Origin of the sequence: Chitinophaga agrisoli (assembly GCF_008386695.1) — a bacterium.
GTDB classification, from domain to species: domain Bacteria; phylum Bacteroidota; class Bacteroidia; order Chitinophagales; family Chitinophagaceae; genus Chitinophaga; species Chitinophaga agrisoli.
Map to the genome: position 1 here is coordinate 1455307 of NZ_VUOC01000001.1, position 24883 is coordinate 1480189.

A 24883-nucleotide genomic window follows, 5' to 3' on the forward strand; every position below is an offset into this window, starting at 1 on the left:
AACCAGCACAAAGCCCATTTTAAAAGCGCTTGGGGTATATTAGCGCCGTAATCTGTATCTATGATCTGTTCAAAGCAATTAAAGACGTTAATTCTATTCACATTCGCAGTCATCTCCAGCCATTTTGCCTATGGGCAGGAATTGGAAATGGAGGATATATTCGACATGTATCCCCTCGATAGCATTTCGCTCAAAAAAGCATGTAACGATAAGGACTTCAGTTTGGTGAACATTCAGGAAGACCATTGGATCTTTAGTTACACATTCCGGAGTAACAACAAGAAAGAAATATCCTTTTTAAGAACATTTCCCAAGGATACCACCGCCAGCAAACATTTACAATATCATTTTCTTAGTTACAAAAGCTATAATAAGCTAAGAAAACAAATCAGGGAAAATGGCTTTACTTTCACACGGGAGCAAAAAAAAGATTACGGAAGCGTCGCATACAGCCGGGAGTATTACAGGAATGATGTCTTTGAGATCGCGCTGGAAGAACAGCTGCATCAGGGTCCTCATTCGTTTACATTAATGCTCTATAAAATTCCGGATGTTGAGCGGCGTAAGGAGTAGGAATACGAAAACCCTTAGGAAACGCTGCGTTTCCCCGTAACGCTTTTAATATTGCGATTGCTTTATGAACTGGCAGCCTGGGCCTTAGGTGCGCAATATATTCACCCGTATTCCCGTTCGAAAGAAAAACGATGCGCAAAATTAACTCCATAACTGCAACAGTAATACTGCTTTTCATCGCAGTGTCCGGATGGCATCAGATACCCCCAACGCCCACCGAGAACATCCGCAACAGCATCGGCATGCAACTCATCGTAGCAAAGGAAAACACACAGCCAACCCTACGGATTGTCTTACCCGGTCATCCAACCTCAGATCGCGCCATCGAGATCATCTTTCCGGAACACGTAACAATACGGCTGCACGGGGATACAGACGCCAGTCAGCTCTACATGTTTCAACCGGGGCAATACGGCGAACGGCCCAAATGGAAACAATCCGGACAATCCCTGGAGTATGAAAGAACCTTTCCCGGCGCTGCCCACCTGCTCGCACGGGCAACCCTGGAAGAAGATGGCGTTCGCTTTCAATTCAGGCTTAGGAACGAGTCTAAGAAAAAGTACGATCTGGTACTGGCTATACTTGATCCCCGGCTTACCTCCATATTTCATGACGTCAGGCTGGAGCGGACCTACGTCCATCATAAGGACGGTTTCGATCTGCTCGCCTCAGAAACACCGGCCCGCCTGACCATGCCGCTTGACAAATGGTTGCCCGCCCGGTACCTGGTCTCATTCACCTGGCCGGTACCGTCGCAACGTGTCGAAGATCGTGACGGTATCCGATACTACAATAAGTCACGGGCAGTCGATGCGCCTTTCATCGCCACTATTGCTAAAGACAGCAGTTGGGTGATCGCAAGTTTTACCCGTAATACAGGTAATGTATGGAGTAACCCGGAATTGACTTGCCAGCACGTTGATCCCCAGGCGGCACTGTCGCCGGGTGAGGAAACGGTATTGGAGACCAAGCTGCTCGTGGCTCGCGGCTCGCTAGAGGATGTATTTAAGATAGCTATGCAGCAACGCGGCTCGCTGAAGCTGTCAAACTGAAACAGTTGATAGTTGTTGAAATAGACAACATGTATGCGTTCGAAAAACAAGTTACAGGACAGGGGATTATTCCTTTTGGTAAGACATTAGTTTTATTCCTTCTATTATTGTTTCCCTTCTTCTCGAAAATCGAAACCAAACTTTCGCTTCGCCTCGTGATAACAATTCAAACCTGGCCTCCGTATCATTCTCCTTTCCGCCAAAACTATTGTTACCAGCATAAGATAGCCCACCCCAGATTTGTCCGTTTGTTTTATAAAAAAGCAGGTCTCCATTCCGATAGAATTCCATTATGGAACCATCATTCATTTTATAAATACCCGATATTTTATAAAATACATTGTCATCCGGTAGATACTCTTTATTCAATACAATATCAAACTGCACAGCATTTTTGTTATTGTTTACCTTTTTTATTTCAAGGATCCTATTTATGGCTAAATCGGATCTTGTGCTGGGATCGGTGGTAAGGTATGGATCGCCCTGGAAATAAATTTGTGTGATCAGATCCTGTTGTCCTTTTGAGGAGATACGCAGGTGAATATGGGCAGGACGAAAAACATCATTTCTTTCCGGAACAGGCTCCGGAACCGGCAGGGTGGTAATGAAATGATAGCGGCCATCACCATTCGTTTTTTGACTTGCCCTGTAAAGAAAGTCATCCGTGATATTATCATAAAAGCCGTCTTGCTGATTTTGCCATATCTCAATCATACATTTTGTGGCCGGCGTCTTACCATCATCGTTTAAAATGGTGCCTGATAAGTCAAGTATGCTGCCGGTGAAACCAGGTGGATTGAGATTCGTTCTAAACGGGGCTCCCGGTCTGTAAAAGGGACCGAGTATATCTGTGGTGGTTGCTGTATTGCCAATGAAACGATTGTCGTTCCATCGAATGGAGCCAAAGGTTCCTGCTGCAATTGCAACAAGGGATGTGTTTTTAATAAATTTTCGCCGGTGCATGAAAGTAATTTTGGTTTAATTAAACTATCCGGCAGCATTAGTGGATAACCGTGCTGCAATGCCAGCTGAATTACCTGATCATCTTTTATATGCTTGGCTCATTCATTAATTGAAATGACTTCGAACTATGCTTTCCACAGCGTTTTGATAATAAAAAGTGAATGTGCTAATCTACCAGTATCATGTAACAGCGATACTGTTTCATTAGAAATGATATTCTTTGCGATCTATCTTAATAATTTCAATCAGGGTAACATCCTCAAAGCTACGGATTTTGAGCGGACGGGTAGAAAGCAGGGCGGGTATAAAACAAAAAAGTCTTGTAATCGACTGTTTTACAAGACTTGTATCTCTTTTCGTAGCCCCGCCAAGAATCGAACTTGGATCTAAAGTTTAGGAAACTTCTATTCTATCCATTGAACTACAGGGCCAATTCCCTCTCCGTTACCGTCAAGGGAGTGCAAAAGTAAGTTTTTTCATTTCAAAATCCAACTCAGTTATACATCGCCTCTATCACATCCCGGTATTTCTCCAGGATCACCTTCCGCTTCAGTTTCAGGGTAGGGGTAAGCTCGCCGCCATCTACCGTCCACTCCTGGGGCATCAGCTGAAACTTCTTCAGCTGCTCCACATGGCTAAAGAACTGGTTGTACTTATCCAGCGCCTGCTGGAACAGTTCTTTCACCTCCGGCAGCTGGACAATCCCTTCATTGGTGGCGTAGGCCAGGCCTTTTTTGTCGCACCAGTTCTTAAGATTGGGGAATGAGGGCACAATGAGGGCGGCGGTGAATTTATGGTCTTCGCCTACCACCATGATCTGCTCTATATAGGGCGATTCCTTGAACTTATTTTCGATGGGCTGCGGCGCCACAAACTTGCCGCCGGAGGTCTTGAACAGCTCTTTCTTACGGTCCGTGATCTTCAGGAACTGGTTATTTACCAGTACCCCGATATCGCCGGTATGGAACCAGCCATCCTTAATGGCGTCTGCTGTGAGGTCCGGGCGTTTATAGTAGCCCATGGTGATGTTTGGGCCTTTGCAGAGAATTTCCCCGTCTTCGGCCAGTTTTACTTCTATGCCGCTGATAATGGGGCCTACGGTGCCAAACATGCGGTCTTTTTCGGCTACGCGGTTCACGCTGATCACGGGCGAGGTTTCTGTGAGGCCGTAGCCCTCCAGCACGGGTATGCGGCCGGCGGTGAAGATCTTAAGCAGGCGCATCTGACAGGCGGCGGCGCCGGTTACAACGGCTTGTATATTACCTCCCAGGGCTTCCCGCCATTTTTTAAATACCAATGCATTGGCAATGGATAGCTGGAGGTTATACCACCAGCCCTGGCTTTTATTGATCTCGTATTGTTTGCCCAGCTCTAAAGCCCAGAAGAACAGGCCCCGTTTAATGCCTTTCAGCTCCAGGCCTTTGGTCATGATCTTTTCGTATACTTTTTCCAGCAGGCGCGGTACCGTGGTGAAGATGGTAGGTTTTACCTCCCGGAGGTTCTCCGCAATGCTATCCATGTTTTCTGCATAGTAAATGGGTACGCCGGCGGTAAGGTATACATAGGTGACCATGCGCTCAAAAATGTGGTTCAGCGGCAGAAAGCTCAGGGCGCGGGCGTTGGAGCTTACCGGCAGGTAAGGCGTGCAGGCCACTACGTTGCTCATCACGTTACGGTGACTTAACATTACGCCTTTGGGTGTGCCGGTGGTGCCGGAAGTATAGATGATGGTCATCAGCTCTTCCGGGTCGGTGGCTTTTTTAATGGCTTCTATTGTTGGATAGTCCGCTGGGGTGCCCAGGGTCAGGACCTCTGTCCAGTGGCGTACGCCGGGCAGCTGATCAAAGGAGAAGATCTCTTTCAGATGCGGCAGTTGTTCGCGGATGCCGTTCACTTTGTCCAGGATCTCCTGGTCGCTGACGAACAGGATGCGTGCGCCGCCGTCATTTAAAACAAAAGCCAGCTCGTGCTGACTGATAGTAGGATAGATAGGGGTAAGCACCGCGCCGGTTTGCTGACAGGCAAGATCCGTCAGTATCCATTCCGGCCGGTTAGGCGAAATAATGGCAATTTTGTCCTTCCCCTCCATAGTACCGTCGCCGCGGCTAATACCCAGCTGCAGCAGACCGGAGCTGAATTGCATGGTAAGATCAGCTACTTCCTTTGTACTATATTTCTTCCATTTTCCATCTATCTTGCCCGCCAGCATGTCTTCCTTAGGGTAGTTTTCAAGCTGGTAAGCGATTACGTCAAATAATCGGCTAGGTTGATCCATCATGCGTTAATTTGCTGTTGACCGTCTTTTTTAAAGGCCACGTTGTTGTCGTTCGTTCTGTAATTTTTCATATTCGCGGAGCGCGTCCCCATGGGGATCGCTGTGATAAGCGCTAAAATAGTGGAAGGCAAGCCCAATGCCCCAACCAAGGGCCGGCCAAATGGGCCAGGGAGTACCGGCACGGTCGCCGTCGGTAATGAACCAAAGGGCCCACAAACCGGCATTTACTACAAGGTAGGTGATAAGGTGGGATTTAAACCCAGCCCTCGCTTTGGCAATACGCCACAGCCTTTCATCCCGTTGTTGTGAATTTTCCATGTGTACAGGTTTAATATGATTGAGGCATATTAAATTTAAATATTTTATTTGATTTCTCCAGCTTATTGTCGCTGTGCCCTTATCGTAAACTGTATATTCACCATGGAGTTGATCAATTTATCCTGGAGGGATTTATCGGCGCGGTAGGTCATCCCCCATAACGTGCGGTCTATATTAAAATTGGCGGTCGCCTCTATCTCCTTATTTACCAATGCTATCTTGGCCGGGAAGGTGATGTTTTTGGTGATCTGTTTTATGGTCAGGTTACCCTGGATAGTATGGGTGGCGTCTTTTAGCAGCACTTCCGTGCCATCCGGCCGGAATTCCTGTACCCCTGTAATGGCAAATTCAGCGCCGGGGTATTGGGCTACATCAAAGAACAAGGCGCTTTTCAGCTCCCGTTCCAGCTTGTTTTTCATGGCGGTATCAGCGGCCAGGTCCACATCCTCCAGGGAGGCTACATCTATCACAAATTTGCCGCCCGTTACGGTGCTGTCTTTCACATACAGTGTGCCGCTCTGCAGTTTAAAACGGCCGGTATGTTTGCCGGTAGGTTTGGTGCCTATCCATTGCACGGCGCTGCGGTTGGTGTCTATATTATAAACATTGCCTTCGCCTTCCTGAACGGACTGGGCGTCAGCGATCTTTGCTTCATCTGCCTTGGGCGCCTGCTGGCAGGCCATGGCCAGCAATAGTATAAGTAAAGTGTACCTCATCATGTATATTTTAGTTAGCAGTATGCAGCTGGCAGTTATGAAACATAGTTATACTATCAAACAATATTCCATAACTGCCCGCTACAGCTATCAGCTGCCAACTACCTCCCGGTTGCCTACCCACACAAACCTTTTAATGATAAATTCCTGGTTCGTGAAGCTGGCATTGCCGGCCGGGTTACCGCCCGTTACATGGAAATCTGAAAAGGCGGCGTGCTGGTTTACCCAGATGAACCCGGTAAAGTTAAAGGAAACGGGAGTGAACACGCTGTTCATTTCTTCCGCTATTTTCTCCTTCACCACCGGATCAGTGGTATAAGCGCCACAGGTGATAGCCCCGTGTTGCTGCGCCATCTGTTTAGCCAGCTGTATGGAATGGTCTGTATCTTTTGTTTTGATCAGCAGGATCACCGGACCAAACAGCTCCTGCTCGTAGATATTGTGATCTGCGCTGCTTACCTCCAGGAGGGTGGGGGAGCATACCCGCGCATTGCTGAATTCTTCATTTACCACAGGGCCGCCTTGCAGCAGTACTTTCCCGCCCAGGGTGGCGGCGTCCTGCGCACGGCGCAGGGTGGCATCGTTCTGTACGGCCCCCAGGGTACCGGCGCCCATTTTAGGATTATTCACCAGGGCGGCGATGGCGTCTTTCAGCTTTTGGGCCACCTCGTTAAAGGACAGCATACCAGCCGCCGTGTTAACGCCCTGCTCCGGTATAAAAAAGTTCTGGGGGGCAGTGCACATTTGGCCGGAATACAGGCTTACCGCAAAGGCCAGGTTCTGCATGACCGCGTCTATATCCTGCACGCTATCCAGGATCACGGAGTTCACCCCGGCTTTTTCTGTAAATACGGTCTTGCCCTGCAGGGTCTCTACGTAATTGCCAAAAGCGCTGCCGCCGGTATAGTCTATCAAACGCACATCCGGATGCTCACACAGGGCTTTGGTAATAGGTTGTTCGCTGCTGTCTGCTGCCAGCTGGCACAGATGCGGGTCAAACCCGTTCTCCTGCAATACCTGCTGGATGGCGGCAATAGCCAGCGCAATAGGCAGTACGGCTTTAGGATGCGGTTTTACAATCACCGGGTTGCCCGTGACCAGGTCCGCATAAATGCCTGGCAAAGAGTTCCATACCGGGAAGGTAGAGCAGCCTATTACCAGCCCAATGCCTTTGGGCACCGCTTTAAAGGTCTTATGCAGCTGCAGGCTGGTTTTGCCCATGGGCTTTTCCCAGGATTGTTCCGCAGGGAAACGTTGCAGCTCCTCATACCCCATGGCAATAGACTCCAGCGCACGGTCATTGGCGTGCGGGCCGGAGGCCTGGAAGCTCATCATAAAGCTTTGCCCGGTGGTATGCATGGTGGCGTAGGCTATTTCAAAGAAAAGGCTTTTGATCCTTTCCAGGCTGTCTGTCAGCACATCGGCGCGGTTGGTTACCGGCGTATTGGCCCATTGCCTGGCCGCGCCGCTTGCTTTGCCAACCAGCTCATTTACGGGTGTGGAAGGGTACGTGATGCCCAGCGGCTCCAGGGTGTAGGGCGATACTTCTTCGCCTACCCGGCTGCCGCTGCCGGTTTGCAGTAACTGGTCAAATGGCTGTTGCAGCATCGCCTGAAAGTTGGCGGCGCCCTTAGCCGGCGCTTCTTCGCCATAGGCCTTGGGGTGTTCTGGGTACTGCGAGTAAAAACGTCTTTCATGGTTGGCTTTTACCGCATTGTCGAGGATGTTTTGGTGTTTGGTTGCAAGCATAAATAGTTAATAATAAATAATTAATAATATTATCGTGGCACGTGGATCTGTTGTTACTTGCATTCATCTGTATCTCAGGGTCTCCGCTGCTAGGTCTGTCCGCACAGCTACTTGTCTACGGGTTTTTCCGCATATTCTCTCATCAGCACATTAGCATATCAGCACATTAGCACATTATTACTTGGTCATCGTAAACCTGCCGTCGTTATAATATTCATCCGCACGGGGTTTGAACGGGTGGCTGCGCTGATACTGCATAAATTTATCATATTCCGCCTTATGCAGGTTGGTCCAGGAGCGATAAGCGGCCTGGCTGGCCACCGGGCCAAACAGCCACTGGTTATACGCCTCAAACAAACCTTGTTTAAGCAGCTTGCGCTGCAGGTCAAACAACGCGTAAGGGTATTTGAAGCTATAGAAATTAAACCAATCCAGTATAAAACGGGTACGCAGCATGATCAGGCTTTCCGGGTCTATACCGTTGGAGATCACGCCCGTCTGTTTCGCCATCAGCTGACGGTAAGCCGCCGTAAAATTGCCAGTCTCTGTCTTATTGCCCCGGCGTTTCTTGCCGCCATCCTCTGACTCCGGTACGGGAAGGCTCAACATATTGGGATCGTCGTACAGCTTTTTGTAGGATTCCATCATGATCTCCCGTACTTCTGCTGTGCGGGTGGTATAACTTTCCAGGTTCATGAATACCTCGCCATAGAGGATACACCATACCGGTTCCTGGGCATAGTGATAGGTGCGTACGGCGTTGTAATAGTTGCCCGGGAAGTTCGGGTCCTTCTCAATGCCTTTGAGAAAATTATTCAGGGCGCCGTCATACATCTTCAGGGTAAGCAGCAGCTGCCCGTTATCGTTATACAGCTCCCCGCTTTCCGGGAACTTACGGATGCCTTTATCGTAGAGTTTTTGCGCGCCCTTCCACTCCTGCCTGGCCTGGTAAATATTACCGGCTATCTGGTACAGCTGGGGATCTGCGTCTTTTTTATCCAGTAACGGGTCGATGATACTTTTGGCTTTGGCCATTTCTCCCCGCAGGTAATAGGCGTATCCCAGCTGTTTCCGGTATTGGATATTATCCGGCTCCAGCTGGAGGGCCTGGTTTAGCACCAGGATAGCATTGGCGTAATCGCCCGTACGGATAAAATTATTGGCGGTATTGAATAGTTCATTTGCATCCTGCGCCCAGGAAACCTGGGACAACAGCAGAAAACCACTTATTAATATTTTTTTCAATAATGAAAATCCTCTCTTCATGCCTCGCTTTGCTTTGTTGTAAAAGTAAAGAAAATGTGCTAACTAATGTGCCGATATGCTAATGTGCTAAGGTGCTGATTGTTCGGCCAATAGCCGAAAATAAAAAGAGTTCCGGAATATTGATCCCGGAACTCTTTTTATTGAATATATTTTTTATACACGCTTCTCCATCAACACATTAGCGGATCAGCACATTTAGATCACCTGCGTAATAAGGCCATCGCGGAGTTTAGGCTCAAACCAGGTGGATTTGGGCGGCATTACATTCCCGCTGTCGGCAATATCAAACAGTTGCTGGATGGTAACCGGGTACAGGGCAAAAGCTACTTTCATATCCCCGCTGTCCACACGTTTTACCAGCTCCTGCAGCCCGCGGATCCCGCCTACAAAATCAATACGTTTGTCAGTCCGCGGGTCTTTGATACCCAGCAGCTTATCCAGTACATTATTTTGGAGGATGGTCACATCCAGGATGCCGATGGGATCTGTGGTATAGGTGCCTTCACGGGCTACCAGCCGGTACCAGCGTCCGCCCAGGTACATGCTGAACTCGTGCAGCATGCTGGGTTGCTGGGGCAGATGGCCTATCTCTTCCACGGTAAAGTCATAATCCAGGCGGGAGAGCAGGTCTGCTTCGGAATGGCCGTTCAGGTCCTTTACCAGGCGGTTATAATCCAGTATAGCCAGTTGGCTGGCGGGGAAAATAGTGGTCAGGAAGAAATTGGCGGGTTCCTCCGGGGATTTGATCATACCTTTTTCCGCAAACTCCTTTTGTACCAGGCTGGCGGATGCTGCCCGGTGATGCCCGTCCGCAATATAGGTGCAGGGCACTTTTTCTGCAAACAGCGTGGTGATCTGCTGCACGGTATTGGCGTCATTTACCACCCAAACGGTGTGCTGAATGCCATCTTCTGCCGTAAAATCATAGGCCGGGGCCTGGGCTTGCTGCCAGTGGTCGATCACTACGTTCAGCTCCGGCACATCTTCATAGGCCAGGAACACATTACCTGTCTGCGCGCGGGTGGTCTTTATATGATTGATGCGGTCCAGCTCTTTATCCGGACGGGTAAATTCATGTTTTTTGATGATGCCTGCGTTATAGTCCGTAATGGCGGAAGCACATACCAGACCTACCTGGGAGCGGCCGTCCATGACCAGTTTGTAGATATAATAGCAGGGCTGCGCGTCCTGGAACAGGGTGCCTTCTTTGATAAATCGCTGCAGGTTCTCTGCCGCTTTCTCATACACGGCCTGGCTATGGATATCTGTACCGTCCGGCAGATCTATTTCGGATTTGGACACATGATAATAAGCGTACGGGTTGCCGGATGCTGCTGCTTTTGCTTCTGCAGAGCTGAGCACGTCATAGGGCCTTGCTGCTACTTTAGCTGCCAGTTCGGCTTGGGGCCTTAATCCGTTGAACGGTCTGATAATTGCCATGGTTGTCAGGTTGTTGAGGGGGCAAAAATAATAGATAATGTGCTAATGTGCTAATATGCTGATGTGCTAATATATGCATAGCCGTCTCTACGCTCTCGCCGGGCCGGGTTCAACCGGTCGGGTCGTCGGGCTCTCGGGTCATTCGATCATCGTTCATCGTGCCGTGGAAGTTGGGTCATCTGGCAGTGGAAGTTGAATAATAGCCCCAACAGGCTCCCCCTATCTCCCTACGTGCAATCTGCGTTGCCGGCAGGTTCCGGGTGGGGCCTTGGCCGGCGCGGTTCCTCCAGCCAACTTGCCAAACGAACCACCCGCGGCGGGCGCAGCCCCACAGCGGAACTCTGCCGGCATAGCATATGCCTGTAGCGTTTTAAAAAACAGACTTCAACCCATAAAAAAATCCCGCTCCGGTAAGGAGCGGGACTTCATACTTATAGCGGTTAATCAACGTGACGATAGACATTAGCACATCAGCACATTCGCATATCAGCACATCAGATCATGCTTTCTTCAGACTAAAATACTTCATGGCTTCCACCATTACCTCTACGCTTTCATACGGTAAGGCATTATACAGGGAAGCGCGGAACCCGCCTACGCTGCGGTGTCCTTTAATACCTACAATATCTTCTTTCTTGCAGAATTTCAGGAACTCTTCTTCCAGCTCAGGCTTATCCATAATAAAGCACACGTTCATACGGCTGCGGTCTTCTTTGGCCACGGTGCCGCGGAACAGCGGGTTATTATCGATCTCGCTGTACAGCAATCCCGCTTTCTTCTCATTCAGTTTTTCTATAGCGCTTACACCGCCCTGGTCTTTGAGCCAGCGCAGGGTCAGCATAGATATATAGATCGCAAATACCGGCGGGGTATTGAACATGGAGCCGTTCTCGATATGCACGTTGTAATCCAGAATGGTAGGGATCTTACGTGTTACCTTACCCAGTATGCTCTTCCGTAACGCTACCATCGTAGCCCCGGCTGCGCCCATGTTTTTCTGAACGCCTCCATAGATCAGCGCAAACTTGTTAAAGTCCATCTGACGGCTCAGTATATCACTGCTCATATCGGCCACCAGGGGTACATCCGTTACCGGAATAGTTTGCCACTGCGTACCATAAATGGTATTGTTGGTGGTAATGTGCAGGTACCGGGATTGGGGCGGTATATTGAACTGTTTGGGGATGTGGTTGTAATTGCTTTCGCGGGAACTGGCTACTACATCTACATAGCCAAAGGATTTAGCCTCCTTGATAGCCTTGTATGACCATACGCCGGTGTCTACATAAGCGGCAGTTTCGCCGTTCTCCAGCAAGTTCATGGGAACCTGCATGAATTGCGTACTGGCGCCGCCATGGAGGAATAATACCTCATATTCGTCGTCCAGTTGCATTAGCTCCTTTACCAGGTTACGGGCCTCGTCCAGAACGTTCATGAACAGTTCTGTCCTGTGACCTATTTCCAGTATAGACATACCCGATCCCTCGAAATCAATCAACGCTTTGCTGGCTTTGTATAACACCTCATTAGGTAATACAGAAGGCCCTGCGTTAAAATTGTGCACCTTCATGTTACGATCCTGATTAAATACGTTTTTAGCTTTTTCCACTTTGTTTGGTTTTTCTAAGGAACGGATAAAAAAGTAAAGGTGTTTTCAAGTAAACCCGTAGTTGCGTGGTGTAGGATAAAGGTTAAAAAGATAGTACCGGCAAAGATAATTTAACTTTTCCTAAAAACCGTATTTATTTTAACCATCGATCCATGCGCGGAAATGGCCGTCAGTAGCGGGTCTTGATATCTTTGCCTCACTCCCCGCAAGCCTTTTGACCTGCCTGCACGCCCTTTCGCCAGGCCTGGTCCAGTTGTCTGAACTGCTGTACATCTTCAGCCGGAAAATGTTTCCCGGATAATTCCGTCAGTGCAGGTTGACCCGCGTTTACCCACGCCGTATACCAGCAGCTGGCCGTGGCCCGTATGGAAAGGCGCATACGCCGTTCCACCATATCGCCCATCCGCCGGTGATAGGCCAGCGCATAAGCCTTAGAAAAATTCCTTACCAATATGCCATTCCGTTTTTCGTAGGCATAACGTTGCGCCGGCGGGAACTGTGCGCTCAATTCCTTTTCCAGCCGCAGCACGGTATCCGCTGCCAGTGCGCTGGAGAGAACGATCTCCCACGCAAAGGCCTGCACATCCGCAATATAACTGGCATGGCCGGCCAGGTAATCAAAGGTCTGGTCTGCTGCCAGCTCCGGTATGCGCGATTCCCATAACCCGTGGATGCCATGCTGGTTAGTGAGCTGCCCGTTATGATTGGCGCTGGCATGCAGTGGTACATGGGCATCCGCAATATAATGGCCCAGCTCCGCGGATAGTTTTAAAATGCGCGCGGCATCCCTGGCCATGAAGGCTTCCGTAAGCCGCGCCATCATACGCGGTATATGCCAGGGTAATATGCCGTGCCGTTGCAGGGTGTCCTCCGTATATTTGTCTACGGCGGCCTGCCAGCCACGCGGCAGACTGTCAAAAGGAGGGGGGCCGTAATGATCAATATCTATAAAATGCCGCGGGCCTTCCGCTGCTACCGCATATCTTCTTTTATCCGGATCAACTGCATGCTGTGTGATAAAATCCAGCTGCGGTTTATAAAATGCCATCATCTCCGGCGGCAAAGAAAATACGGCCAGGCGGTTAATACGCTGGTGTGCAAAAAATCCCCAGCCATTGAGCCGGAATGGTAACAACAGGCAACAAACCAATGCCGTTGGTAAACGTATACGCATACAGGTTAACATTTTACAGTAAAGGATTTGAGTGACAAGAGTGAGAGAACGCAGCAATTACTAAGATAGGAAAAAATATAGCGCTGCCGAGCACGGAATTTGTTTTGTTAATGGTTGGTTAAAGCTATGGCAGATCCCTGCAGGGGTTTTATATTTAATATAAGGGACCTCTACCCCGGCTCACGATAGGAAAAGCAGTGCAGCCACGGCGCAGTAGAGGAGGGAACCAACTAAACTATGGAGAACATCGCAACTATTCCGGTAAAAAATGGTGTGCCTATTTTCACGCGAAGCACAGGGCAATCTGGTAAAGCAATCATCTTTATTCATGGAGGGCTGCAACAGTCCGCTATCTGGGATCAGCAGTTAAAGGACGAGCTGCTGCAGGAGCAATTCCGCCTGGTGGCGCTGGATCTGCCCGGTCATGGCCGCTCGGGGCGCAGCGCACAGCCGGAGCAGGATTATAGCATGGAGGGCATGGCCCGCCAGCTGGCAGATTGCATCAATGCTATGCCTTGGAAAGAGTATATGCTGGTGGGCATCTCGTCCGGCACCAGTCTTATTACAGAGGCATTGCCGCACCTGACCGTCGCGCCCAAAGGGCTGCTCTTTGCAGGGGCGTCTATCGCAGGCCGTCAGGTACCGCTGAATTCGTTATTGATGTCTTCGCCATTTGACCAGGTACTTACCGCTACCCCGCCATCAGACGCGGTGCTGACCACCTACACCAAACGGCTCGTATATAAACCTACGGACAAGTTCATTGCAGGCGTTAAACAATACTACTACGATACAGACCCCGTATTCCGCACCACTTTTGGCGAGTACATCAGGGCCGGTGGCTCCACGGATCATATTGATGGGATACAACACAGCGAACTACCGCTATGCCTGGTAATGGGTCAGCAGGAAACAGTCGTAAAAGTGAATTACCTGGATGGTATCTCCTTCAAACATAAATGGAAAGACACGATCTTTAAGGTGCCGGCTGCCGGTCACCTGGTGAACTATGATCAACCGCAGGTATTCAATCACCTGTTATGGCAGTTCGCGGAAGAAGTGCTGAAATAAATTGTTGTAGAAAGTTCAGTTATCATCCGATCGTCGTCACCCCGCCGCTTACGGCAAACTTCATCGCTTCGCCGGCGGAAACATTTTCCAATGCTTTCACCCTGTCCTTAGGTACCATAAATACCTTACCGGTGATGGCATAGGCATGGGGCACATACACCGCCATATAACCTTCCAGCCCAAAATGGCTGACATCCGGTTGCGTAATAAAACCCATCTCCCATACATCCAGCCCATACAGCTGCACCAGTACCGGATGATCAAATTTCTTCTTCTCGCCCACAAATGCATCGAACACATCCTTTACAGAAGTATAGATATACTTGATGAAAGGCGTACGCTCCATCAAACGGTCAAACATGTCGAAGATGCGGCCTACGATAAAAGAGGAGCTCAGGTATCCAACGCCCACGATCAGCAGCAGCACCAGCACAAAACCTACGCCTTTATAGCGCAGATACTTCAGCACCATCGCATCCTCCGGGATAAGGGCCGTGGGAAGGAGGTTGTCAATGGTGACAAACGCCCAGTAAATAGTGAAGGCTGTAATGCCAATAGGGGCCAGGATCAGCAGACCCTGGAAAAAATACCGCAGTAAACGGGCGGCAATGGCTTTCATTTGTAGTTTGGGCGACATAATTTGATGTGCTAGGTGTGCGATGAAGGCGTAAAATTACCCCGATTATTCCAATTTCCTGCTTACTGAGATCGGTATATAACGCAAAGTTGATGCTGCATTGCCTGTTGTAAACTACAGCCAGGATTTTCCGGTAATAACTGTAAACCTATATAAGGACTAGACCCATCACCAATACAACCATAACCCGGGTCAAACCCACGGCAATTCGCCGCATTTCTCCTGCCAATTCACCCGGTCACCGGCCTGTAAACCACCCAGATCCTCACACAGTTCATCGAATTAATAAAATATATCATCTATCTATTCGCCCACCATTTCCCTCCTAATTTACCATCCCCCAACCCCTAATATTCCCAAATAACTGCAAAATCACCCCTCCCAAGGTGCCCAATTGCCCACCTTACCCATACACCATCAACTTTTTTATTATGGAAACTTTTGTAGTTTAAAAAGTTTCCCTAGTTTTGTCGAGGCATCGCCAATCTGTTTTTTACCACCAAAGCATAGACATCTGGACATGGAAGTACAGGAACGAATTTTAGATACGGCATTTGGACTGTTCCGGCAATACGGGACCAGGTCCATTACCATGGACGATATAGCTACCAGGATGGGCATCTCAAAAAAAACACTGTACGCCCATTTTGTAGACAAGGACGATATGGTGGTACATTCCATCCGCCGGTACCTCGAGATCATGCAGGAAGAAGACCGGCTGGCCCGCGAACGGTCTGCCAATGCCATCGAAGAGCTGTTTGAAACGATGAATATGATGGACGTGAAGCTGAGGAACATGAACCCGGTGATCATGCTGGACCTCCAGAAGTTCCATTCCAAAGCCTTCACCGTGTTCCAGGAGTACCGCAATAACTCCCTGCACACCATCATCCGCGGGAACCTGGAAAGAGGCATCGCGGAAGGGCTGTACCGCAAAGACCTGGATGTAAATATCCTTACGCAGTTCCGGATCGCTTCCGCTATGCTGTGTTTCCAGCCAGAAGCCTTCCCAATGGACGGGTATGAGATGAGCCGCGTGCAGCGGGTATTACTGGAACATTTCCTGTATGGGGTAGCGGCAGAAGAGGGCTTCCGGTTGATCGAAAAATACAAACAACAACAAACCAAATAGACACAACTGTATGCAATCACAACGAATGCACACCATCCTGGCCGGTTCACTGCTACTGGTACTGACGTTCGCTACGTCTCTCCGCGCGCAGCAGCCAGCGCCCCCGCAACAGCAGGGCGTTATGCAGCTAAGCGCTAAGCAGGCGGTGGATTATGCCCTGGCTAACCAGTCAACCGTAAAGACTGCTAAGCTGGATGAGCTGATCCAGCTGGCCAAGAACAAGGAAGTAAGCGGCCTGGCACTACCCAGCATTACCGGTACCGGATCGTACACCTATAACCCGGTGCTGCAGAAGCAGCAGATAGATCTGCACAACTTCGATCCCAGCCTGCCAACAGGTACCTATCAGGCCGTGGCCTTTGGGCTGGCTCACAACATGAGCGGCGAAGTACGGCTGAACCAGACCTTATTTGATCCCAGCGTGCTTGTAGCCCTGCAGGCCCGTAGAACACTGGAAGACCTGGTGGCCAAGAACGTGCAGAAATCAGAAGTAGATGTAAAAGTAGCCGTGTATAAAGCCTATTACAACGTACTGTCCGGCAACAAAGCGCTTACCATCATCAAAGGCAACATCACCACACTGGAAAAAACGCTCAACGATACCCGCGAGACCTATAAGAACGGCCTGGCAGAAAAGCTGGATGTAGACCGGCTGACCGTACAACTGGTCAACCTGAATACGGAAGCTACTAACCTCCGGAACGTGATAGAAGTTGGTACCGCCGCGCTCAAATTCCAGATGGGCATGCCCATGGCACAGGAAGTGGAGCTTACGGATACTTTAACCACAGAGGCCATTGCCCAGCAGAATATTGAAACGGATCAATTCGATTATTCCCAGCGTATCGAATACCAGGCATTGCAGACCCAGAAAAAGGTCAATGAGTACGATCTGAAACGTTATAAGCTGAAAGGCTTGCCTACCCTCTCTTTCACCGCCGCTACCGGCGCACTGAGAGGCAGCAGCAAGTTCGACTATTTTCAGAGCCCTTTATGGTACGGTTATGCCAGCCTGGGCCTCAACCTCTCTGTGCCCATCTTTACCGGGCTGCAAAGGAAACGGCAGGTAGATCAGGCATTCCTGAATGTAAAGAAAACAGAACAGCAGGTAGAGAACCTGAAACTTTCCATCGACCTGGAACGTTCCCAGTCATCCTCTACCTTCCGCAATAACCTGCTGAGCCTGCGCTCACAGGAAGAGAATATGAAACTGGCCCAGGAAGTGTACAATACCACAGAGATCAAGTATCGTGAAGGGGTAGGCAGCAGCCTGGAAGTGAGCAATGCGGAGAAAGACCTGCTTACCGCACAGCAGAATTATTTTGATGCCTTGTATAAAACGATAGTGGCGAAGATCGATTACCTGAAGGCATACGGCAAACTATAAACCTTTGACCTAAAACTGACTAATATATGTCCAGCAGATACCTCATTATTTCTTTAACAACTGTAATACTGGCCGCCTGCGGTGGTGGTGCTCCCAAAGACAAAACCGCCGAGCTGCAGAAACTGAAAGCGGAAAAAACCAAACTGGATGCGCAGATCACCGCCCTGGAAGCAGAGCTGGGAAAATCTGATACCGCCCAGAAAATAAAGACCGTTGCCATCGCCACTTTACAGGACACTGTGTTCCAGCATTACATAGATATCCAGGGCAGTGTAGACGCCCGCGAGAACGTAAATGTAACCGCCAAAGTGCCCGGTATCATTACCGCCATCCTGGTAAAGGAAGGGCAGCAGGTAAGCAAAGGCCAGGTGCTGGGCCAGGTAGATGACCAGATCGCTCGCGCCAGCATTGCGGAAGTAAAAACACAGCTCGAATTAGCCACTACCACTTTCCAGCGTCAGCAGAACCTCTGGAACCAGAAGATAGGCAGCGAAATGCAGTTCCTCACTGCCAAGAATAATAAAGAAAGCCTGGAGAAAAAGCTGGCCACTTTAAATGATCAGCTGTCCCAGACCCGTATTGTATCCCCCATCAGCGGTACGGTAGATGCGGTGATCGCCAAATTGGGCGATAATGCCGGTCCTGGCACGCCCACTGCAGCTTTCCGCGTAGTGAACAGCAATGCCCTTAAAGTAGTGGCCAATGTGGCAGAAGGATATGCAGGCCGCGTACAGACCGGTAACCAGGTGCTGATCGGCTTCCCGGATATTGATAAGGATATCAAAGCTAAGATCTCATTTGCTTCCCGCACCATTGATCCGCAGAGCCGCACCATCAAGATAGAAGTGCCGCTGCCGGCAGATCAGGCCATCCGTCCTAACATGATCGCACATGTGCGCATTATCGATTATACCGCTAAAGACGCCGTAGTGATACCGGTGAATGTGATCCAGTATACCATGGGTAAACCCTATGTGATCGTAGTGAAAGAGAATAGTGGCAAAATGGTGGCGCAACGCCGCGATATAGAAATGGGCCGCACCTATAACGATATAGCAGAGATAAAGAACGGACTGCAGGCTGGCGATAAACTGGTGACCGCTGGTTACCAGGGACTGAATGATAATGACCTCATCAAGCTGTAAAGGCGCAGCGCTAAACGCTATTTTATGCAAGACAACCTGAATAAAGAATTTAAGCCTACCAGCTGGGCCATTGATAATAAGGTGAGTATTTACGTTGCCACTATTATCATTGCGTTTGCAGGTATACTTTCCTACTTATCGCTGCCTAAGGAGCAATTTCCGGAGGTAGTGTTCCCGCAATTCTATATCAATACCATATATCCCGGTACAGCGCCGGAAGACATGGAAACGCTGGTGACCAAACCCATCGAAAAACAGCTGGGCGGCATCTCAGGCGTAAAGAAAATTAAAAGCACCTCCCTGCAGGACTATTCTATCATCACCATCGAATTTAATACAGATGTGGATATAGAGACCGCCCGCCAGGAAGTACGGGAGAAGGTGGATGAGGCCAAGGCCGATCTGCCTTCCGACCTTACCGTAAACGGTAAAGAACCACAGATCATTAAGATAGACGTATCACAGATACCTATCATGAACGTAAACCTCTCCGGCGATTTTGACCTGCAGTCACTCAAGAAGTATGCAGACGAAATGCAGGACAGGATAGAAGCATTAACGGAGATCACCCGCGTGGATATCGTAGGCGCACTGGACAGGGAGATTCAGATCAACGTAGATAAATATAAGATGGATGCCGCCAGGATCAGCTTCGATGATATCATCAATGCGATAGGAGCAGAGAACCGCACCATTTCCGGTGGCCTCGTATCCATGGACGGGCAGAAACGTACGCTCAGTGTAAAAGGCGAGTATAAAGATGCTTCTAAAATCGGCAACATTGTAGTGCGCGGTATGTCCGGCGCTGTAGTGTACCTGAAAGATGTAGCACAGGTAGTGGATGGTTTTAAAGAGCAGGAAAGTTATGCCAATTTAAATGGTAAGAATGTGATCACGCTGAACGTGATCAAACAGAGTGGTAAGAACCTGATCGATGCATCAGACAAGATCCGCGGCATTATCACGGAAATGCAGCAGAACTATCTGCCCAAGGGCCTGGATGTGACCATCACGGCAGACCAGTCAAAGTCTACCCGCGTAACGCTGCATGATCTTATCAACACCATCATCATCGGCTTTGTGCTGGTAACGGTGATCCTGATGTTCTTCATGGGCGCCGTGAACGCCATCTTCGTGGCGCTGTCCGTGCCTATCTCTATGTTCATCGCCTTCCTGCTGATGCCTATGTTTGACTTTACGTTAAACATGATGGTACTGTTCTCCTTCCTGCTGGCCCTGGGTATTGTGGTGGATGACGCCATTGTGGTGATAGAGAACGTGCACCGTATCTTCCAGGAGCGGCATGACCTGGGCATTGTAAAAGCCGCCAAGATAGCGGCGGGAGAGGTGTTCCTGCCGGTATTGTCCGGTACCTTAACGGTGCTGGCGCCATTTGTGCCGCTGCTGTTCTGGCCGGGTGTGATAGGTAGCTTTATGTTCTTCCTGCCGGTAACGCTTATCGTTACACTGGGCGCTTCGCTGGTGGTAGCCTATATCATCAACCCCGTATTTGCGGTAGATTTTATGGATCGCCATGAAGGGGAGGAGCATCCCAAACCTAAGTTCGACAAGAAGTTCAGGATCCTTACCGCCGTATTTGCCGGCATTGCCATCATCGCTTATCTGAACGATGTTGGCGTGGGCAACTTTGTAGTGTTCCTGTATATACTGATCGTGCTGGAGCGTTTCTGGCTGGCCAGCGTAGCCCGCCGTTTCCAGCAGCGCGTATGGCCGCGGGTACAGGAATGGTACCATCGCCGCCTGGCCTGGTGTCTGATAGGCTGGCGCCCCGTAGGCATACTGATAGCTACTTTTGGCCTGCTGGTGTTTAGCCTGGTGCTGACCGGTATCCGTAATCCTAAAGTGGTATTCTTCCCTACGGCAGATCCTAACTTTATTTATACGTATATAGAGCTGCCCAACGGTACAGATCAGAAGTATACGGATTCCATTACCAGTATTATAGAAAAGCGGATCACCGCCGTAGTAGGTAAGAACAACCCCATGGTGGAATCCATCATCTCCAACGTAGCAGTGGGCGCGGGCGATCCCAGCCAGATGGATATGAGCGTGCAGCCGCAGAAAGGTAAAGTGACTGTTGCCTTCGTAGAGTTTGGCGCGCGTAACGGACAATCTACCCTGGCTTATCTGGATAAGATCCGTAATGCCGTAAAAGGCATACCGGGCGCAGATATCACGGTAGAGCAGGAGCAGGGCGGTCCTCCCACAGGTAAGCCCATCAACATAGAAATTACCGGCGATGAGTTTGAAGAGCTGACCACTGCTTCCGATAAACTGAAACGCTACCTGGACTCTCTGCAGATTGGCGGCGTAGAAGAATTAAGAAGTGATTTCCAGGCCAACAAACCGGAGATCCTCGTAAATATAGACCGTGAAAGGGCTAATAAAGAAGGCATCTCTACCGGCGTGGTAGGCCTGGCGCTACGTAATGCGCTGTATGGCGCAGAGGCTTCCAAGTTCCGTGATCCGGAAGATGATTACCAGATCATGGTGCGCTTTAACGAAGACCAGCGTAATAACATCAATACGCTCATGAACCTGAATATCACTTACCGTGATATGAACATGGGCGGCGCTATCCGCCAGGTGCCGTTGTCATCGGTAGCGGATATACGTTATTCCAACACATACGCCAGCATCAAACGTATTGACCAGAAACGCGTGGTTACCCTGTACTCCAACGTGCTTACCGGGTATAATACGAATGAGGTGGTGCAGCATATACAAACTGCTATCAATGACTTTAGCCGTCCGCCGGGTGTTACCATCAAAATGACCGGTGAGCAGGAAGACCAGATGGAAACCATGAACTTCCTGATGATGGCCATGCTGGGCGCAGTAGGTTTGATGATGATGATCATGGTAACGCAGTTCAACTCCATTGGCCGTCCGCTGGTGATTGGTATGGAGATCATATTCAGTATCATCGGCGTATTCCTGGGCTTTGCCATTTTTGGTATGAATATATCCATTGTAATGACGGGCGTAGGTATCATGGCGCTGGCCGGTGTGGTGGTACGTAACGGTATCGTGCTGGTAGAGTTTACAGATCTGCTGGTGAAGCAGGGCACGCCGGTATATGATGCGGTAGTAGAGGCCGGCCGTACCCGTATGACGCCGGTATTGCTTACCGCTATTGCGGCCATCCTGGGTCTGATACCGCTGGCTGTGGGCTTTAACATTGACTTTGCCACCCTGTTCTCCACCGGCAACCCGCACATCTTCTTTGGCGGTGATAACGTGGCCTTCTGGGGCCCGCTGGCATGGACCATGGTGTTCGGGTTGATCTTTGCCACCTTCCTCACCCTGATACTGGTGCCGGTAATGTACGCCATGAACAAGCGCTCTATTGATGTGCTGGACCATTATGGCTGGCCGCGCGGCTTAAAATATGTGCCTTTCCTGGTACTGATCACAAAGCTGTTCTCCAAGCGGGAAACCGTGCGTAAGCTGCATGATCCGCACTATGTATCATCCAAACCTTACCGCTTCTTCCCCAACGGGGAGGCGGAAAAGGAGGAGCTGGAGCATGCCCGGCATATAAAGAAAGGAGTTTCAATGAATTAAAATAAACGGCTATTGCAATTCGTCAATAGCTGATACAGTGTAACAGTTGTAGGTTTAACAGATCACCGTTCCGATGTCTATCGGGACGGTTTTTTTGTAATATTTAACAGTTGTTTCCCTGCCGGTTTTATTATTTTTGGTATCTGATTATCCCTTTAATTCAGTCAATATTATGCGAAAGAACCACGAAATCGACTACAGGATCTACGGTGAAGAGATCCAGATGGTGGAAATTGAGTTAGACCCCCAGGAAACCGTTGTTGCCGAAAGCGGCAGCTTTATGATGATGGATCAGGATATCCAGATGCAAACCATGTTTGGCGATGGTTCCCAACCCAACCAGGGCCTTTTTGGCAAGCTGCTCAGCGCCGGCAAGCGCATCCTCACCGGCGAAAGCCTGTTTATGACTGCCTTTACCAATGCGGGACAAGGAAAGAAAAAAGTAAGTTTTGCCGCCCCCTATCCCGGTAAGATCATCCCCCTGGACCTGTCCCTGATGGGCGGTAAGATGATCTGCCAGAAAGACGCCTTCCTCTGCGCCGCTAAAGGCGTGAGCGTAGGTATAGAGTGGCAGCGTAAGCTGGGTACCGGCCTGTTTGGCGGGGAAGGCTTTATTATGCAGAAGCTGGAGGGCGACGGGATGGCCTTTGTACATGCCGGTGGTATGGTCATAGAAAGGGAGCTGCGCCCCGGAGAAGTGTTGAAGATAGACACGGGTTGCGTGGTAGCCTACACTCAGAATGTGGACTTTAATATAGAATTCGTAAAAGGCGTCCGGAATATGATCTTTGGCGGGGAAGGCCTGTTTTTCGCCACCCTGCGCGGTCCCGGTAAGGTGTGGGTACAGTCCCTGCCCATTAGCCGCCTCGCTAGCCGGATTATTGCATATGGTACCGGACCAAGGAAAGAAGAAGGTAGCGTATTGGGCGGTTTGGGTAACCTCCTGGACGGCGATTGAGCCATTGGAGCGGCCCGGCTATAGAAAAAAAATGGGATTTAAGAGATATTTTACAGAATATTTACCAACAAAGTAGTAGCTTAGCTTAGGATTACTGTTGAAAAACCATTTGCCTATGCCAGCCGGTACTTGAGCAGGAAAATTTGAAAGTTTGTTATGAAACGACTGACAGTATAAAATAAATGGGGTGGACCAGCGGATTGACATAAGATATTCCCGTATATTTGATATCAGGTAGCATCACAATCTGTCGTTCTGTGTAAAATTACGTTAACTGGGATTCGCCAAAAACACTAATGAAAGGGTGCATAATTAAAAGAATAGCACCATAGTATTGTAAGGAATGCGGCACTCACTTATCTTTGTTCCTCCAGAAAGAAAGGTAAAGAGATAACTAAAATTAATGGAAACAAAACAGCCGGTATAAAACGTGGACTGGAGAAAACCCGGATGACCATACCTGGGTATCACCGGCATCATAACTAACATTACATATATCACTCTATACAGAGATGAGTTTCATTTTTATGAAATCATAGCTATTATTGCTTCAAACGCTTAATTAAGTAAGATGAATTTTGAGAGAAATGAACGCCCCCGCAAGTACTCTTCAGATGTAAACAAGGACAAAGAGTATGATCCCAACAAGGAGAGGCCGGGCGGCTACAACCGACCCGACTTTAACAGTGAGCGGGAGGGAAGACCCAACTACAACCGGGGGGATCGCGATGGCGGCAGACCCGATTACAACAAAGGAGATGGCGGTGGCGGCTACAGGCCCCGCGAAAATTACAACCGTGATGGTGGTGGCGGATACAACCGCGAAGGTGGCGGCGGCGGATATGACCGCGGCGGCGGCGGTGGTGGTTACAACCGTGGCGGTGGCGGCGGTTACGATCGCGGCGGCGGCGGTGGTGGATATGACCGTGGTGGCGGCGGCGGCGGTTACAATCGCGGCGGTGGCGGCGGTGGTTACGACCGTGGCGGCGGCGGTGGTTATGATCGCGGCGGTGGCGGCGGTGGTTACAATCGCGGCGGTGGCGGCGGTGGATATGACCGTGGCGGCGGCGGTGGTGGTTACAACCGTGGCGGTGGCGGCGGTGGTTACAATCGCGGCGGCGGTGGCGGTGGTTACAATCGCGGCGGTGGCGGCGGTGGTTTCCAGAGAAGGCCCGGCGGCGGTGGCAGACCGTTTACCCCCAAACCTGATAACAAAATTTACTTTATCGCCTTATTGCCTACTGCCGAAGTAGGTAAGGAGATCATCAAAATAAAGCAGGAATTTGCAGAGAAATACGGCCCTATGTACGCATTGAAAGTACTGCCGCATATCACACTGCAGGTGCCTTTTACCGCAGATCCCGCATTGGAAAAAGCATTCTGCGATGAACTGGCTGAATTCGCAAAAAGCCAGGCGCCCTTTGAAGTATCCCTGAACGGCTTTGGTACTTTCCCCAACAAGCAGAACCGGGTACTGTTCATTAACGTAGAGAAAAGCGAAACCATGTCTGCCATGCACCGTCAGCTGATCAACTTCCTGCGTAAGGAATTTGGCTTCAGCACTATGCTGGCCCGCACAGGCTTCACTCCTCACGTTACTGTGGCCTTCAAAGACCTGGAAGATGACCAGTTCAACAAGGCATGGCCGGAATATGAAACCAAAGAGTACCAGGCTTCCTTTAAGGTGAATAACCTGTACTTCCTGCGCCATAACGGCAAATCCTGGGAAGTGCTGCAGAAATGCAAACTGGGTGGCGGCGCTACTCCTGCGTGATCATCAACTTGATAGCATTAGCGGTATATGCCGCGCTGAAAGCATAATAAAAAGCC

At 49.7% G+C, this 24883-nt stretch carries 19 protein-coding genes and 1 tRNA gene; 9 read left to right on the forward strand and 11 right to left on the reverse strand.

Annotation, left to right across the window (positions count from 1 at the left end; all coding sequences use genetic code 11):
• Positions 1-60 precede the first annotated feature (60 nt).
• Positions 61-573, forward strand: coding sequence for a hypothetical protein (locus F0L74_RS06095; RefSeq protein WP_188315873.1), 513 nt, complete (start codon positions 61-63; stop codon positions 571-573).
• 242 nt (positions 574-815) lie between these two features.
• Positions 816-1625, forward strand: a complete 810-nt coding sequence (locus tag F0L74_RS06100) for a hypothetical protein (RefSeq protein ID WP_149836918.1) — start codon at positions 816-818, stop codon at positions 1623-1625.
• Positions 1626-1691: 66 nt separating this feature from the next.
• Here the strand turns inward: F0L74_RS06100 and F0L74_RS06105 are convergent, their stop codons facing one another.
• The 10 genes from F0L74_RS06105 to F0L74_RS06150 form a co-directional block, all read right to left on the reverse strand.
• A complete protein-coding gene (locus F0L74_RS06105) occupies positions 1692-2588 on the reverse strand; it encodes a dioxygenase family protein (protein WP_149836919.1) in 897 nt (298 codons plus the stop codon).
• 359 nt (positions 2589-2947) lie between these two features.
• Positions 2948-3019, reverse strand: a tRNA-Arg gene (locus F0L74_RS06110).
• A gap of 62 nt (positions 3020-3081) precedes the next feature.
• A complete protein-coding gene (locus tag F0L74_RS06115; protein WP_149836920.1) occupies positions 3082-4866 on the reverse strand; it encodes an AMP-dependent synthetase/ligase in 1785 nt (594 codons plus the stop codon).
• 27 nt (positions 4867-4893) lie between these two features.
• Positions 4894-5181, reverse strand: coding sequence for a 2TM domain-containing protein (locus tag F0L74_RS06120; RefSeq protein WP_149836921.1), 288 nt, complete (start codon positions 5179-5181; stop codon positions 4894-4896).
• 62 nt (positions 5182-5243) lie between these two features.
• On the reverse strand, positions 5244-5900 hold the full coding sequence (locus F0L74_RS06125) for a YceI family protein (protein WP_149836922.1): 657 nt from the start codon (positions 5898-5900) through the stop codon (positions 5244-5246).
• Between the two features lie 87 nt (positions 5901-5987).
• Positions 5988-7646, reverse strand: a complete 1659-nt coding sequence (paaN, locus tag F0L74_RS06130) for a phenylacetic acid degradation protein PaaN (protein ID WP_149836923.1) — start codon at positions 7644-7646, stop codon at positions 5988-5990.
• A 177-nt stretch (positions 7647-7823) separates the two neighbouring features.
• Positions 7824-8912 (reverse strand): tetratricopeptide repeat protein, encoded by a 1089-nt coding sequence (locus F0L74_RS06135; protein ID WP_149836924.1) that lies wholly within the window; start codon positions 8910-8912, stop codon positions 7824-7826.
• Positions 8913-9107: 195 nt separating this feature from the next.
• Positions 9108-10352 carry a DUF1015 domain-containing protein gene (locus tag F0L74_RS06140; RefSeq protein ID WP_149836925.1) on the reverse strand — a complete coding sequence of 415 codons (1245 nt, stop codon included), beginning with the start codon at positions 10350-10352 and terminating at the stop codon, positions 9108-9110.
• A 499-nt stretch (positions 10353-10851) separates the two neighbouring features.
• Positions 10852-11961, reverse strand: a complete 1110-nt coding sequence (gene serC, locus F0L74_RS06145; protein WP_246197630.1) for a 3-phosphoserine/phosphohydroxythreonine transaminase — start codon at positions 11959-11961, stop codon at positions 10852-10854.
• Between the two features lie 196 nt (positions 11962-12157).
• Positions 12158-13135 (reverse strand): zinc dependent phospholipase C family protein, encoded by a 978-nt coding sequence (locus F0L74_RS06150; protein WP_246197631.1) that lies wholly within the window; start codon positions 13133-13135, stop codon positions 12158-12160.
• 237 nt (positions 13136-13372) lie between these two features.
• Here F0L74_RS06150 and F0L74_RS06155 point away from each other — a divergent pair, with 237 nt between their 5' ends.
• Complete coding sequence (locus tag F0L74_RS06155; RefSeq protein ID WP_149836926.1) at positions 13373-14206, forward strand: alpha/beta fold hydrolase; 834 nt, start codon at positions 13373-13375, stop codon at positions 14204-14206.
• A 22-nt stretch (positions 14207-14228) separates the two neighbouring features.
• Here the strand turns inward: F0L74_RS06155 and F0L74_RS06160 are convergent, their stop codons facing one another.
• Positions 14229-14843: a DUF502 domain-containing protein gene (locus F0L74_RS06160; protein ID WP_149836927.1), complete on the reverse strand. Its 615-nt coding sequence runs from the start codon at positions 14841-14843 to the stop codon at positions 14229-14231.
• Positions 14844-15363: 520 nt separating this feature from the next.
• On the opposite strand from F0L74_RS06160, the gene F0L74_RS06165 reads away from it, so the two are divergent.
• From F0L74_RS06165 to F0L74_RS34010, 6 genes are all read left to right on the forward strand, one after another.
• On the forward strand, positions 15364-15975 hold the full coding sequence (locus tag F0L74_RS06165) for a TetR/AcrR family transcriptional regulator (protein WP_149836928.1): 612 nt from the start codon (positions 15364-15366) through the stop codon (positions 15973-15975).
• 10 nt (positions 15976-15985) lie between these two features.
• Positions 15986-17362 (forward strand): TolC family protein, encoded by a 1377-nt coding sequence (locus F0L74_RS06170; RefSeq protein WP_149836929.1) that lies wholly within the window; start codon positions 15986-15988, stop codon positions 17360-17362.
• 26 nt (positions 17363-17388) lie between these two features.
• Positions 17389-18507 carry an efflux RND transporter periplasmic adaptor subunit gene (locus F0L74_RS06175; RefSeq protein WP_149836930.1) on the forward strand — a complete coding sequence of 373 codons (1119 nt, stop codon included), beginning with the start codon at positions 17389-17391 and terminating at the stop codon, positions 18505-18507.
• Between the two features lie 24 nt (positions 18508-18531).
• Positions 18532-22095: an efflux RND transporter permease subunit gene (locus F0L74_RS06180; RefSeq protein ID WP_149836931.1), complete on the forward strand. Its 3564-nt coding sequence runs from the start codon at positions 18532-18534 to the stop codon at positions 22093-22095.
• Between the two features lie 172 nt (positions 22096-22267).
• Positions 22268-23053, forward strand: a complete 786-nt coding sequence (locus tag F0L74_RS06185; RefSeq protein ID WP_149836932.1) for a TIGR00266 family protein — start codon at positions 22268-22270, stop codon at positions 23051-23053.
• Positions 23054-23624: 571 nt separating this feature from the next.
• On the forward strand, positions 23625-24827 hold the full coding sequence (locus tag F0L74_RS34010) for a 2'-5' RNA ligase family protein (protein ID WP_262714225.1): 1203 nt from the start codon (positions 23625-23627) through the stop codon (positions 24825-24827).
• Positions 24828-24883: the final 56 nt, after the last annotated feature.

Coding starts and splice junctions, on each gene's coding strand:
- F0L74_RS06155 (WP_149836926.1), top strand. CDS start 13,373: ATGGAGAACATCGCAACTATTCCGGTAAAAAATGGTGTGCCTATTTTC.
- F0L74_RS06185 (WP_149836932.1), top strand. CDS start 22,268: ATGCGAAAGAACCACGAAATCGACTACAGGATCTACGGTGAAGAGATC.
- F0L74_RS06180 (WP_149836931.1), top strand. CDS start 18,532: ATGCAAGACAACCTGAATAAAGAATTTAAGCCTACCAGCTGGGCCATT.
- F0L74_RS06160 (WP_149836927.1), bottom strand. CDS start 14,843: ATGTCGCCCAAACTACAAATGAAAGCCATTGCCGCCCGTTTACTGCGG.
- F0L74_RS06150 (WP_246197631.1), bottom strand. CDS start 13,135: ATGCGTATACGTTTACCAACGGCATTGGTTTGTTGCCTGTTGTTACCA.
- F0L74_RS06100 (WP_149836918.1), top strand. CDS start 816: ATGCAACTCATCGTAGCAAAGGAAAACACACAGCCAACCCTACGGATT.
- F0L74_RS34010 (WP_262714225.1), top strand. CDS start 23,625: ATGAATTTTGAGAGAAATGAACGCCCCCGCAAGTACTCTTCAGATGTA.
- F0L74_RS06135 (WP_149836924.1), bottom strand. CDS start 8,912: ATGAAGAGAGGATTTTCATTATTGAAAAAAATATTAATAAGTGGTTTT.
- F0L74_RS06165 (WP_149836928.1), top strand. CDS start 15,364: ATGGAAGTACAGGAACGAATTTTAGATACGGCATTTGGACTGTTCCGG.
- F0L74_RS06170 (WP_149836929.1), top strand. CDS start 15,986: ATGCAATCACAACGAATGCACACCATCCTGGCCGGTTCACTGCTACTG.
- F0L74_RS06125 (WP_149836922.1), bottom strand. CDS start 5,900: ATGATGAGGTACACTTTACTTATACTATTGCTGGCCATGGCCTGCCAG.
- F0L74_RS06175 (WP_149836930.1), top strand. CDS start 17,389: ATGTCCAGCAGATACCTCATTATTTCTTTAACAACTGTAATACTGGCC.
- F0L74_RS06120 (WP_149836921.1), bottom strand. CDS start 5,181: ATGGAAAATTCACAACAACGGGATGAAAGGCTGTGGCGTATTGCCAAA.
- F0L74_RS06140 (WP_149836925.1), bottom strand. CDS start 10,352: ATGGCAATTATCAGACCGTTCAACGGATTAAGGCCCCAAGCCGAACTG.
- paaN (WP_149836923.1), bottom strand. CDS start 7,646: ATGCTTGCAACCAAACACCAAAACATCCTCGACAATGCGGTAAAAGCC.
- F0L74_RS06105 (WP_149836919.1), bottom strand. CDS start 2,588: ATGCACCGGCGAAAATTTATTAAAAACACATCCCTTGTTGCAATTGCA.
- F0L74_RS06115 (WP_149836920.1), bottom strand. CDS start 4,866: ATGATGGATCAACCTAGCCGATTATTTGACGTAATCGCTTACCAGCTT.
- F0L74_RS06095 (WP_188315873.1), top strand. CDS start 61: ATGATCTGTTCAAAGCAATTAAAGACGTTAATTCTATTCACATTCGCA.